Source organism: Flagellimonas taeanensis, from assembly GCF_003584105.1.
Classification (GTDB): domain Bacteria; phylum Bacteroidota; class Bacteroidia; order Flavobacteriales; family Flavobacteriaceae; genus Flagellimonas; species Flagellimonas taeanensis.
The window spans coordinates 69,405-82,541 of record NZ_QXFO01000019.1; the positions used below are offsets into that span (position 1 = coordinate 69,405).

General features: G+C 46.8%; 11 protein-coding genes. 3 read left to right on the forward strand and 8 right to left on the reverse strand.

The features are described 5' to 3' along the window. Window positions 1-52: 52 nt before the first annotated feature. Together D2V93_RS10025 and D2V93_RS10030 are read right to left on the reverse strand one after the other, a co-directional pair. Window positions 53-1,687, reverse strand: coding sequence for a CTP synthase (locus tag D2V93_RS10025; RefSeq protein ID WP_119619396.1), 1,635 nt, complete (start codon window positions 1,685-1,687; stop codon window positions 53-55). A 49-nt stretch (window positions 1,688-1,736) separates the two neighbouring features. After that, window positions 1,737-1,979, reverse strand: a complete 243-nt coding sequence (locus D2V93_RS10030) for a DUF3820 family protein (RefSeq protein ID WP_119619397.1) — start codon at window positions 1,977-1,979, stop codon at window positions 1,737-1,739. Between the two features lie 46 nt (window positions 1,980-2,025). Here D2V93_RS10030 and D2V93_RS10035 point away from each other — a divergent pair, with 46 nt between their 5' ends. Beyond that, window positions 2,026-2,889, forward strand: coding sequence for a hydroxypyruvate isomerase family protein (locus D2V93_RS10035; RefSeq protein ID WP_119619398.1), 864 nt, complete (start codon window positions 2,026-2,028; stop codon window positions 2,887-2,889). A 45-nt stretch (window positions 2,890-2,934) separates the two neighbouring features. On the opposite strand, the gene D2V93_RS10040 is transcribed toward D2V93_RS10035, so the two are convergent. Next, window positions 2,935-3,996, reverse strand: a complete 1,062-nt coding sequence (locus D2V93_RS10040; protein WP_119619399.1) for a family 20 glycosylhydrolase — start codon at window positions 3,994-3,996, stop codon at window positions 2,935-2,937. Window positions 3,997-4,189: 193 nt separating this feature from the next. On the opposite strand from D2V93_RS10040, the gene D2V93_RS10045 reads away from it, so the two are divergent. Continuing rightward, complete coding sequence (locus tag D2V93_RS10045; protein WP_119619400.1) at window positions 4,190-5,809, forward strand: sulfatase family protein; 1,620 nt, start codon at window positions 4,190-4,192, stop codon at window positions 5,807-5,809. 3 nt (window positions 5,810-5,812) lie between these two features. Here the strand turns inward: D2V93_RS10045 and D2V93_RS10050 are convergent, their stop codons facing one another. From D2V93_RS10050 to guaA, 4 genes are read right to left on the reverse strand one after another with little or no spacing between them, the layout of a single operon-like run. Then, window positions 5,813-6,352, reverse strand: a complete 540-nt coding sequence (locus tag D2V93_RS10050; protein WP_119619401.1) for a DUF922 domain-containing protein — start codon at window positions 6,350-6,352, stop codon at window positions 5,813-5,815. Next, a complete protein-coding gene (locus tag D2V93_RS10055; RefSeq protein WP_072882808.1) occupies window positions 6,340-6,744 on the reverse strand; it encodes an OsmC family protein in 405 nt (134 codons plus the stop codon). Before D2V93_RS10055 ends, D2V93_RS10050 begins: the two co-directional genes overlap by 13 nt. Further along, complete coding sequence (locus D2V93_RS10060) at window positions 6,722-8,866, reverse strand: LysM peptidoglycan-binding domain-containing protein (protein ID WP_119619428.1); 2,145 nt, start codon at window positions 8,864-8,866, stop codon at window positions 6,722-6,724. The genes D2V93_RS10055 and D2V93_RS10060 overlap by 23 nt, the downstream gene beginning before the upstream one ends. Next, a complete protein-coding gene (gene guaA / locus D2V93_RS10065) occupies window positions 8,863-10,395 on the reverse strand; it encodes a glutamine-hydrolyzing GMP synthase (RefSeq protein ID WP_119619402.1) in 1,533 nt (510 codons plus the stop codon). Before guaA ends, D2V93_RS10060 begins: the two co-directional genes overlap by 4 nt. Before the next feature lie 201 nt (window positions 10,396-10,596). Here guaA and pgmB point away from each other — a divergent pair, with 201 nt between their 5' ends. Next, window positions 10,597-11,256 carry a beta-phosphoglucomutase gene (gene pgmB / locus D2V93_RS10070; RefSeq protein ID WP_119619403.1) on the forward strand — a complete coding sequence of 220 codons (660 nt, stop codon included), beginning with the start codon at window positions 10,597-10,599 and terminating at the stop codon, window positions 11,254-11,256. Between the two features lie 210 nt (window positions 11,257-11,466). On the opposite strand, the gene bshC is transcribed toward pgmB, so the two are convergent. After that, window positions 11,467-13,068: a bacillithiol biosynthesis cysteine-adding enzyme BshC gene (gene bshC, locus D2V93_RS10075; RefSeq protein WP_119619404.1), complete on the reverse strand. Its 1,602-nt coding sequence runs from the start codon at window positions 13,066-13,068 to the stop codon at window positions 11,467-11,469. Window positions 13,069-13,137 lie beyond the last annotated feature (69 nt).

A 13,137-nucleotide genomic window follows, 5' to 3' on the forward strand; every position in this document is an offset into this window, starting at 1 on the left:
TAGAACTCAATTATCGATATTCAGGGGGCAAATATATATCCAAAACCCCAGTTTATGCCAAACTGGCATTCTTTTGTTTCTGCTTCTGGGCCAGTACTGCCTTTACAAAACCAACGAACAAGGGGTGCGGATTGGCCACGGTGCTCTTGTACTCTGGATGGTACTGTACCCCAATGAACCATGGGTGCGAAGGGATTTCCACCACTTCGACGAGTCCTGTTTTAGGGTTGAACCCAGAGGCCACCAAGCCAGCTTCCTCCATTTGTTGCTTGTAGGCATTGTTGAATTCATATCGATGGCGGTGACGTTCTGCAATGTCAGCACTGCCATACACTTTTTCGACCAGACTGTCGGCTTTCAAGTGGCAGTCCCAGGCCCCCAAACGCATGGTCCCTCCCATATCGGTGATGGATTTCTGTTCTTCCATCAAACTGATGACGGGATATGGAGTGCCCTTGTCCATTTCGGTGGAATTGGCATTGTCCAGCCCAAGCACGTTGCGTGCAAATTCGATCACGGCCATTTGCATGCCCAGACAGATGCCCAAGAACGGGACATTGTTCTCGCGGGCGTATCTCACGGCCATCACTTTTCCTTCGATACCTCGTTCGCCAAAACCGGGTGCGACCAGAATTCCGTCCAGTCCCATCAGTTTTTTGTCGATGTTCTTGGCAGATAGGTGTTCCGAATGTATGGAACGTACCTCTACCTTCACTTCATTTGCGGCACCGGCATGTATAAAGGCCTCCAATATGGATTTATAGGAATCCTGAAGTTCCACATATTTTCCGATCAGACCTATGGTCACTTTATTTTTTGGGTTCTTGTGCCTTTCCAAAAACTCCTTCCATTGGTCCAAATTGGGTTCCGTGTTGTTGGGAAGGGCCAATTTTTCAAGCGTAACGGCATCCAGGCCTTCATCCTGCATCATCAAGGGTACATCATAAATGGTGGATGCATCGATGGATTGGATCACCGCCTCTTTTTTCACATTACAGAACAGGGCCAGTTTTTCCTTGATGTCCTCTGAAATTTCGTGCTCTGTGCGGCAGACCAATATATCGGCCTTGATTCCGCTCTCCATCAAGGTTTTCACGGAGTGCTGTGTGGGTTTGGTCTTCAGTTCGCCCGCGGCCGACAAAAATGGCACTAGGGTAAGGTGTACCACAATTCCGTTGTGCTCGCCCAATTCCCATAGCAGTTGTCGAACAGCTTCAATATAGGGTAAGGACTCAATATCGCCCACGGTTCCCCCTATTTCAGTGATGATGATGTCATAATCACCACTCTTGCCCAAAATCTGGATGCGTTCTTTGATCTCGTTGGTGATGTGGGGCACCACCTGGACCGTTTTGCCCAAAAACTCGCCCCTACGTTCCTTTTCAATGACACTTTGGTAGATCCTTCCCGTGGTCACATTGTTCGCTTGGGAAGTGCGTACGTTCAAGAAACGTTCGTAATGCCCAAGATCGAGGTCGGTCTCCGCCCCGTCGTCGGTCACATAACATTCGCCATGCTCATAGGGGTTCAGCGTTCCCGGATCCACATTGATATAGGGATCCAATTTTTGTATGGTGGTCCGGTATTCCCTGGCCTGTAGGAGTTTGGCCAAGGATGCGGCGATGATTCCTTTCCCCAAAGATGAGGTAACGCCTCCCGTAACGAAAATGTACTTGGTCTGTGACATATTGCAACTTCTATTACGGGGCGTAAAGTTACAAATTGCTGCGCAGAAATCAGGGAGATTCCTTGGGAAATTGTTTCTGTAGTTTTCTGATGATGGGTTCCAGGTTGTTGTCCTTGATGGTGAGCATGGTGTTCAAGAAGTTGCCCAACTTCCCTTCGGGAAAGCCTTTTTGGCTGAACCACACCAGATAGGGCAAGGGCAGATCCACCAGATAACGCCCCTTGTACTTACCGTAAGGCATCTTGTAATGTGCCAGTTCCAAAAGCTGTTTTGTATCGGGCCGTATTTCCATTTGTAGGGCTAATGTACTATCTTTCGCTGAACAATCATTACCAATAATGAAACGTAGAAATTTTATAACCACAGCCGCTGTGGGTTCCGCAGGTTTGGCATCCGTGTCCGGCTATTCACAGGATAAAGGGGCCCAGAAGGAGTTTAAGCTGAAGCACAACATCAACCACAGCGTATGCGAGTGGTGTTTTAATGATATTCCCTTTGAAGAGTTTTTACAGACGCTGAACGAACTGGGTGTAAAGGCCATTGATTTGATAGGTCCAGATAGATGGCATATCTTGAAGAAATATGACATCCATTGCTCCATGTGCAATGGCGCGGAAATCAGCCTTACCGAAGGTTGGAACAACCCCAAGTACCACGAGCAACTCATCAAAAATTATACGGAAATGATCCCGAAGGTTGCTGAAGCGGGCTACACCAACCTCATCTGTTTTAGCGGCAACCGCAACGGCATGAACGATTATGTTGGTCTTCAAAATTGTGTGGACGGACTTTCGCAGATCATGCCCTTGGCCGAAAAACATGGTGTGGTCATCCAAATGGAGCTTTTCAACCAAGTGAACCACCCCGACTATATGTGCGATAGCAGCCTATGGGGCGTGGAACTTTGCAAACATTTGGGCAGCGACAACTTTAAATTGTTGTTCGACATTTACCACATGCAGATCCAGGAGGGCGACATCATCCGTAGCATACGGAACTACCACCCCTATTTTGGGCACTACCACACCGCTGGGGTCCCTGGCCGTAATGAAATCGATGAAACCCAGGAACTGTACTACCCTGCCATCATCAGGGCCATCCACGAAACCGGGTTTACGGGTTATGTGGCCCAAGAATTCATTGCCACTTGGGACGACAAAATCGATGCGCTAAAGGATGCTTTTTTGAGGTGTGATGTTTAGGCTAAATGAAACAAGTCTATAGAAATTGCTTGATACAACAAGCCACTACTTGCCAAACAATGCTTTAAACGTAGTTGCATCGTTTTCCTCTTCGGGGTTTTCCTCTTGGAACATTTTCAAAAAATTGGAAAAACTGGTCCATGAGGTGTGCAGCATGCCCCTGTAGCGGGGTTTCATGTCGGCGGTGGCGTTCTTTCGGAGCGTTTTGAGCATCTGTTGCTGTTCCAGGGCCACTTCGGGCTTTCGCCAAGAGCAGGTGGCCACATCAAATCCGTTCATGGCAAAATAGATGGCCGTGGGGTCGGGCCGCTCATAGTGCCAATCGCAGATCATCACATCCTTGGGGATAAGGTTTATGGCACGGTGGGTATTGTTCATGCTCGCCTCCCACATGCCCAGTCCGGTGGTCTTGCCATCGATCAAACGGTCGCCCCAGATCCAGAGGCGTTTATTGGTCTTGGCCAGATGGTTCCTGATCTTGGTGACCTCCCCCGCAAAGAGTTCCGCCTTGTCCCTTCCATTGCATCTGGGGCAATTGGGCATCCCTATGTAGAACACCTCATCCATTCCCGCATGGAAAGCATCGGCCTTAAAGGCGGTGGTGATCTCATCCACAAGGTCAAAGACCACGTTGTGCACCTCGGGATGCAGCGGACAATAACTTTTGCAGTATAGCCCGTCTGTATTTGGCCATTTGTATTCCTCAGGAATCTTCACCTCGGGGGTCTCATCAAATTCGGGATAGACCTCCAACAATTTCCCAATCTTATCGGCCCAAGATTGGTGCCCCAACAAATTGATCTGGGGGATCACTTGAATATTGTTGTCCTGACAAGCGGCTACAATGGCATCCACATCTGTTTGCGAAAGAGGGTTTCCCGCAACCAGTTCTGGATGAGAGGTGTATTGAAAATTGAAATCGACCCGCAGCACCAAGGTGTTCACTTTTCTGGGGGCCAGTTCCTCGTTAATGAATTTCACGAAAAGGGCCACATTTTCCTTGTCAGGAGCAGCGATGGCCAACCCTCGCAAAGGCAACTGTTCGTCCTGCGATCGGAGTGAAAGTACTGTGAAAAATAGGACAAAGTACAATACGTGTTTCTTCATGGGAATTTGTTTTATATGCTTTCCGAACCTTTAAGCTTACACAAACATATCGATTTTGTTTTGCTTGGGGTGGACAAACAGTTGTATTTGATGACTTTATCACATCCCTTGATGAATATTCCATCATTCCATCGTAGTTTTGGTCATGGCCATCTTCTTGATTGTCGTACTTTCTTGAACCTAACTATAACCGATGAATCATAGAATACTGTCCTATTGTCTCCTTGGCCTCTTGGTACTGGCATGCAAAATGGAATCCAAAGAGGGGGAAAAAGAACTCCCTGATCCACGCCCAAATATTTTGTTCATCATGTCAGATGACCATGCCTATCAGGCCATCAGTGCCTATGACAGCACCCTTATCCATACCCCGAACATCGACCGTATTGCCAGGGAAGGAATGTTGTTCAGCAATGCCACCGTCACCAACTCGATCTGTGCACCGAGCCGGGCCACCATTTTAACAGGAAAACATACCCATATCAATGGCAAAATAGATAATCTCACCCCATTTGACACCACCCAGGTAACATTTCCCCAATTGTTCCAAAAAGCAGGTTATCAAACGGCCATGTTCGGCAAACTGCATTTTGGCAATAGTCCCAAAGGGTTTGATGAGTTCATGATCGTACCAGGGCAGGGACGGTACATGAACCCTGATTTTATCACTACAAAGGGAGATACCATCCAAAAAATGGGTTATGCCACGGATATCATCACCGACCTTTCGCTTGAATGGCTGGAGAAAAAAAGGGACCCCAACAAACCCTTTTTGATGATGTACCTCCACAAGGCCCCCCATCGACCTTGGTGGCCCAAGGCCGAAAAATTCAAGACCTACCTGAAAAAGGAAATCCCAGAACCAGCATCCCTTTTTGATGACTATTCGCATCGGGGCACAGCAGCCAAAACAGCCGAGATGAACATTTTCAAGCATATGCTGACCAACTACGATTGCAAGGTATATCCCGAAGTGTTGGAAGAAATGGGCATCGAAACCGACCTACGCGATGAAAAACTCTTCAATGGTGTGGAAATGTCTCGGCTCACCCCCGAACAGCAGGCCGAGTATCTCCCCATTTTGGATGCCATCGCGGCCGATTTTAGGGTAAAATGGCCTCTAATGGACGAAAAAGGCAAGACCCGTTGGAAATACCAAAGGTATATGCAGGATTATCTGGCTTCCATTTCATCTGTGGATGACAACGTGGGAAGAGTGTTGGATTATCTGGAAGAAAACCAACTTACGGAAAACACTTTGGTGGTTTATACTTCGGACCAAGGATTTTATCTGGGTGAACACGGCTGGTTCGATAAGAGGTTCATGTACAAGGAATCGTTCCGGACACCTTTGTTGGTAAAATGGCCCCATACCATCAAACCGGGCATCACTTCAGATGAAATGGTCCAGAACCTGGATTTTGCACAGACCTTCTTGGAAGCTGCCGGTATTCAGGCTCCGAATGACATGCAGGGCGAAAGCTTGATGCCCCTATTCACCGGGAACATGGAACAATGGGATAGAGAAAGTGTCTATTACCATTATTACGAATACCCTGGGGAGCACACCGTGAAACGACACTATGGCATCTCTTCCAAAGCATACAAGCTCATCCATTTTTACCATGATGTGGACGAATGGGAGCTGTACGACCTGAAAAAGGACCCCAATGAAATGCATAATGTGTATGACGACCCGGCCTATGGCGACATTCGCAAGAAACTGAAAAAAGATTTGGAAGGTCTCCGGTTGAAATACAAGGATTCGGAAGAACTGGACCAAAAGTTCATTGCATCGTACAGGGACAAGTAAAATCTATCCTTCTGCCTTGCTTTTTAGGGCTTCTGCAATCTTTTGGTTCCACTCCAGTTGTTTTTCCCGATTTCTGGAAAAATTGGTCTCCCAATCATACTGGTCCTGAAAGTCATCGAGCTCTTGAAGGATATCGTTGTAAATCTTTCGTACCTCTGCCTTTACATCATCGGAAAATGAAGTACGCCTTAATCGGCTACGCATTTTGCGGGCAAATAGCTCGGAAATGTCAAAATGGAGCTGTTCATGGGCCAAGGTGTTGTCGTTGCAGAGTGTTGGCCTATACCAAGATTCGTTCGGGTAAAAATAGGCGGTCACCTCAAAATCCAGTTTCACTTCGTGGTGCAGCAGGTTGGCCGAATAGGAATAGCTGATGCCACTGGCAGTAGTAGCGGCCGGAACGGGTGCCGGGGGCACCTTCCCCTTAAAATCGGCCCAAGTGAGCTTTATGTTTTCATCCCATGGAACACCTTCCTCAATTTCTTGTGCAGTTCCCAAAAAACCGAGAAAAAGCAAGTATCCTATGAAAACTATCTTACCCAATGAAAATCGATTACTCTCTCAATATCTGGATGTAGACTATAGTGCACTGGGCACGTGTTCGCGGTATGCACCAAGATCTTTCTGTTCTTTTCGGACACATCGGCAGGAAGTTCCAGCTTTACCTCAATTTTGGATATCCGTCTTGGGTTTGCGGCCATGTGCTTGGTCACTTCTGCTGTGGATCCTTTCAAATCCACACCCAAGTCCCTAGCTTTTATTCCCATCATGGTCATCATGCAGTTGGCCAACCCCGTGGCCACGGTATCCGTAGGGGAAAAGGCCTCTCCCTTGCCATTGTTGTCCACAGGGGCATCGGTAATATATTCGCTTCCTGACCTGACATGGACACAAGTGGTCCTCAGGTCTCCGTTATAGGTTACTTTTGATGTCATCGGGATTCACTTCTTTAATCTGTAGATCTTCGTACTTCATGATATAGCAGGCCCGGTTGAAATACCCTGAGGCCCAATCGTTCAAATAATCAAAACTGTTGCCCGTGTACTCTGTAAGCCCAATGATCTTGGAAGTCTCAAAAAGGTTGTTCTTGTGGGCCAATTTCAGCAAAATGTCGAATGTGACATCAAAACCACGCACAGCATACCGATCGGGTTTCAATCCATTATAACGCTTTTCATAGGCCCTGACAAAAGTATCGTTGTCCGCTTCCCGGTAAAACGAAGGGTAGGTGAACTTTAAATTGGACAAATGTGTCATGGATACCGCATCATCCTCGAATGCGCCATTATAGCTGGTGGTGAACATGCGCACTTTTATCTTCTCTGTGTTTGCGGAGTTCAATATGGAACTGACACTGGATACCATGTTCGGTTGGTCCGTTTCCAAGAACACCCAGTTCTCTTTGTCTTCAGATAATTTCACGAGAAACCTATCCAAATGAAGGGACTTGTTGTCTATGATCTTTGCAATCTGTGCCGCAGGGAATTTGGACAAAATGGAGTCGTGTGCTACCTGATGGGTAGAATCGGCCACGATGATCACGTTCTCCCCTTTGTATATTTTTTTCATGTAAGTGAGCATTTTTTCCCTCAATACGGCATCACGCGGTACTGAAAAGAAAACATTGCCGTGGCTCAATTTGCTTTCCGAAGCGATAGGGGAAACCACAGGAATGTTTCTGCTGGCCGCTTGCACGGCAACCTCGTTCAAGGTCTCGGAGGATACTGGGCCAATGATGGCATTTACCCCGTTCAGGTTTTCCCTGAACAGGATTTCCTTGACCTTCGTCTGGCTCAGTTCGGTGTCGTATGTTTTCACATCGACCGAAACGCCCAATTTTTTTATGGAATCCAGGGCCACCAAAGCCCCTGTATAAAATCCGAGGCTAAGGGCAAGGTCCCTTCGGTTCTTTATCATGCTCTCGGCTTTTTCCCTATCGTTCACATTTACGCGATCTAGCCTAAAGGGTAGCATGAATACCAATTTGGGCCTGTTCTTGACATCTATACTGTCTATGAGATTGATTTTGTCCAGTACCAAAGCATTCTTCACCTCCAGGTCCACAGCCTTTTCTTTGGGAAGCTTGAGCACCATTCCCGCCTTGAGACCGTTTTCAAGTTCTGGGTTGAGGCGGAAGAGTTCCTCTCTGGAAATCTTCAGGTTTTGGGTGATCCTGAAAATATTCTGCTTGGGCTTGACTTCATAGAAAATATAGTTTTCGGTGTTCACTGCTCCCGATGTGTCCCTTTTCTTGGGAAGACGGATGACCATCCCTTCTTTGAGGCCACCTTGTTTCATCACCTCTGGGTTCAACTTGACTATGGAGTCCGAAGGAATTCCATACTCCCTGCCCAAACTGTAGAGGGTCATTTTGGGGGGAACGGTATAGGATGTGAACAGGTCCACTTGCTGTTCCTTGAGGCTATCCCCTTTAGGCCGGGGAAGTTTCAGTTGCTGACCTGTCGCCAAATAGTTGGTGGTCTTGTCCAAGTCAGGGTTCAAGAGCAACAAACTGTCCACGGTAATACCATACTTATGGGCAATGCTCCATCTGGTCTCTTTGGGTTGAACGGTATAGGTCTCAAAATCGAGGTCCCTTTCCTCATCCGGATCCACTTTGGGAAACTTGGGAATCTGGAGTACCATTCCTTTTTTCAACTGCTCGGAATAGAGCTGCCGGTTATAGCGCTTTATCTGATCTTCGGTGACCTTGTACTTCTGGGTGAGCCCGAACATGGTCTCCTTTCTTTTTACCCTATGACGCGTGTAGCCAATCGGTTTTTCTTCCTCTTGTTCCACCTGTACAGGTTTCTTTTCCTCCACGGTCACGGCCCCGTTCAACGGAATGATCAACATGGTGTTGACCTTCACATCGGAAGCACTCTTGATTTCCTTGTTGGCCTGTAAAATGGAGTATGGTGTAACCTTATACTTCTGGGAAATGCTCTGTAGCGTTTCCCCCTCCTTTACGGCATGTGTGGCATAGTTCTGTGCGGAAACCGGGATCGCTGCCAAAAAGATGACCGCAATGACCAGTTGTAAGATGTTTTTTTTCATTCCCATTCTATAGTTGCAGGTGGTTTTGAGCTAATGTCATACACTACTCTATTAACGCCCTTGACCTTGTTTATTATATCATTCGAGGTCTTTTGGAGGAATTCATAGGGTAAATTCACCCAATCTGCCGTCATTCCATCGGTACTTTCAACGGCCCTGAGCGCCACACATTTTTCATACGTACGCTCATCTCCCATGACCCCGACACTATCTACGGGCAAAAGCATGGCTCCGGCCTGCCAGACCTTGTCATAAAGTCCCCATTTTTTCAAACCTTCAATAAAAATGGCATCCACTTCTTGTAAAATGGCCACTTTTTCTGGGGTGATGTCCCCCAAGATCCGTATGCCCAATCCCGGTCCGGGAAAGGGATGACGTCCCAAAATGGATTCGGACATGCCCATGCTGGCCCCTACTCTTCTCACCTCATCCTTGAACAACATTTTCAGGGGCTCCACGATCTTAAGCTTCATATAATCCGGCAATCCGCCCACATTGTGGTGACTCTTGATTACGGCCGATGGTCCACCACTTGCCGAAACGGATTCGATCCTATCCGGATAAATGGTGCCCTGCGCCAACCATTTTGCATTTTCCACTTTATGGGCCTCATCATCAAAAACCTCGATGAAGACCCTGCCAATGATCTTTCTTTTTCCCTCGGGATCGGATTCTCCCTTCAGCGCGCCCAAAAAACGTGCCGAAGCGTCCACTCCCTTCACATTGAGTCCCATGTGCTTGTACTGGTCCAACACATCTTCAAACTCATTCTTGCGTAAAAGGCCATTGTTCACAAAAATACAGTGCAAATGTTTCCCAATGGCTTTGTGCAACAACATGGCAGCTACGCTGGAGTCCACACCTCCGGATAGGCCAAGAATGACTTTATCGTCACCGATTTCCGCCTTCAGCTCCTCTACCGTGGTTTCCACAAAGGCATCGGGGGTCCAGTCCTGCTCAAGCCCGGCAATGTTCACCAAAAAGTTCTCCAGTATTTTTTTTCCATCGGTACTGTGATAGACCTCGGGATGGAACTGGATACCAAAGGTGGTCTCCCCATCAATCTTGAAAGCGGCGTTTTCCACATCGTGGGTACTCGCCAATCGAACCGCACCTTCTGGCAAATCTTTAATGGTATCGCTGTGGCTCATCCAAACTTGGCTTCCTTCCGAAAGGCCCTGTAAAAATTCTTCACCCTCTTTTATAAAGGAGAGATTGGCCCTCCCATATTCCCGGGTTGCGGATGGCGCCACATTGCCTCCGTGGAAGTGGGACAAATACTGCGCACCGTAGCAAATGCCCAACAATGGCATTTTGCCCTTTATTCCAGAAAGATCGGGATGTGGGGCAGTTTCAGATCTTACGGAGGAAGGAGAACCTGAAAGGATCACGGCCTTATATTGCGAAAGATCTTCGGGCAGCTTGTTGTATGGTTTGATTTCCGAGTATATGTTCAGTTCCCTGACGCGTCTTGCGATCAATTGGGTGTACTGGGAACCGAAATCCAAGATGAGTACGTTGTTATGCATGGGCAAAAATAGCAATTTGCTTTAGTTGAAAAAGTATGTTTTAAAGGATATTTATGACACTTTTTCAAAACTTGGCCCTATACCAATGGATTCCAGTAGTGTGCCATTTATGAATGGCCCTTTTTGGAAGAACATAACCTTATGTAGTTTTTTTCTTAACAGTTTTCGTCATTTATTTGTGTTTCCTAATACCCTCAAAACATGATCAAGGGATTCATCTTTGATTTGGACGGAGTGATCACCGATACTGCCGAGCTTCATTACGAAGCCTGGAAAAAACTTTCCGATGAAATGGGCTGGCACTTTGACCGCGAACTCAATGAAAAACTCAGGGGCATTTCCCGAATGGATTCCATAAAGGTCATTATGGACCATAACCATGTTTCCCTTACCGATGATACGGTAGTTGAGCTAGCCTCCAAGAAAAATGATCTCTATGTAGATAGTTTGGAGAGCATGACCCCCGAAGATTATCTTCCCGGGGCCAAGGAACTGCTCACCCATTTGCGGCAGGAAGGATTTTTGGTCGCTTTGGGAAGTGCCAGCAAAAATGCCATCAAGGTGCTCCAACAACTCAAAGCTATGCATTATTTTGATGTGATCGGGGACGGGAACAGTGTGGCAAAGAGCAAACCTGCTCCAGATATCTTTTTATACGCTTCCGAAAAACTGAAGTTACAACCCAGCAACTGTGTGGTTTTCGAGGATGCCGAAAAAGGCATCGATGCCGCCATTGCCGGTGGATTTCACAGTGTGGGCATTGGTCCCGAAGAAAGGGTGGGCCATGCGGAGGTGCGGTTCAATTCCATGAAGGAAGCCACCTATTTTGAGGTAAGGTCCTTCTTTTCCGATTTCTTCTGATTCTTTCTTGACGATAAACATAAAAGCAAAAAGCCCCGGGAACCACTCCGGGGCTTTTCAATAAAATCAAAACCAACCTAAACATATGAGTTAACCAACTCATAAATCTTTACTTTTTCATAGCAACTTTCAATAACAAAACAACCATAGGGGAAAATACCCTACCTGTTTTTTTATTTTTTTTGAAAAAAATTGATTTTCTGCCCTAGATCAGGATTTTAGGACAAGGAACCCGTCACGGAACGGATCTAACGCGTCCAATAAAGTCGGTATGAGGGAGCCCCCCATTTCGAGGTACATTTCGGAAAAATTGAGCTGTCTTTCCTGAAGTGACCTATTGGGAAACAATTCATTCTGAAGGTCGGTCAGGCGGACCACATGGTCCTTCAGTTTTCTTTTCTGTGCTTGCAACAACCGTTTTTCCAAGGCGTCCAATCCCTTCTTTTGCTTTACTTCCTGGGCCTTTACCGCTCCCAAAAAACTCTTGTCGGTCTGTTCCGCCAGATGGTACATCAATTGGAACTGCTCCTCCAATAGTTTTTTCTGGGGAGAAAAATCAATATCGATATTGGATATCTCCCGTATCTTTTTGTTGATAAGCGATGGCTGCTTCAGGAAGAGATGGGAAACCTTGACTCCCAATTTTTGCGTTTTTTTGTACTGCTTCTCTTTGACCAGCAAAGCTGAATTTCGGAGCAAGAGCATAGGAAAGGTGATTCCCATATCCTCAAAATAGGGTTTGAGTTCCAACCAATAGGCCAGCTCCCCTCCACCGCCAATGTAACAGAGATTGGGCAGGATCACTTCCTGGTACAACGGCCGGGCGATCACATTGGGCGAAAACCGCTCTGGGTGCAGCTCCAATTCTTTTCGGAGCTCATCTGGTGTAAATTTGATTGGGGTATCCACTACATAAAAGTCCCCTTTCTTTTCCAGGATCCGTTCCCTAAGGCCATCCTTCAGATAAAAGTAATTGATTTCCCGAGGGTTTACCTGGATGGTATAGTCCGAAGATATGCTGGACAGGGCATCAATGGTCTCCGTTACCTTGTGAAAGGGCGTATGTTCAAAAATATCCTTCTCCGCAAACGGGACCAACAGTTTCTTCAGGGCAGCATCATCCCCGTCCACAATGACCAACCCTTGGTCGCCGAACAGGGCATTGGCCAAGAAGCGGGTGGCCTTGGCAAGGTTGTCATGTTCCAAATAAGCCTTTCTGAAGAGGTCCTTCAATTCTTCCGCTTTGCCGGTCTGCCCCAATTCGGCGGTCAGTGTGTCAAAAAGGACATCCAGGCCTTCTGTGGACAATCTTCCCACCGCACCGGATGCTTTTCTGTTCCATTGTATTTTTTTACCGTGCAGGTTGAAATAATTGATCTCGTCAAAATCATGGTCCTCTGTGGCCATCCAATATACCGGCACAAAATGATGGTTCGGATGCCTCTCTTTCAGTTTTTTTGCCAAATTGATGGCGGAAACAATCTTGTACACAAAATACAGGGGACCGGTAAAAAGGTTCAATTGATGCCCCGTGACCACGGTGAACGTATTGGTGTCAGCCAAGGAAGCAATATTGCCCAAAGTGGCTTCCGTTGCCTCAAACCCACTGTACTGCTCCTTCAATGACGCCACCAAGATCGCTCTATGGGCTTTTGGGTAGTTTTCCTGTTTCTCCTTAATCTGCCCTTCAAAGTTCTCGGGCAGGGGAAATCGGTTGAAAAATGGTTTTAGTTCTTCCCGTTGGTCCAGGTAATCACAAATAAGCCTTGAAAAATAACCTGTTTCCTTAAAGGGTACACAATCTACTTCCATTAAAACTGAATGAGGTGGTCAAAGATAATTCTCTTCTTTTTTTCTCGTCCTAAAAATACGTTAATTACT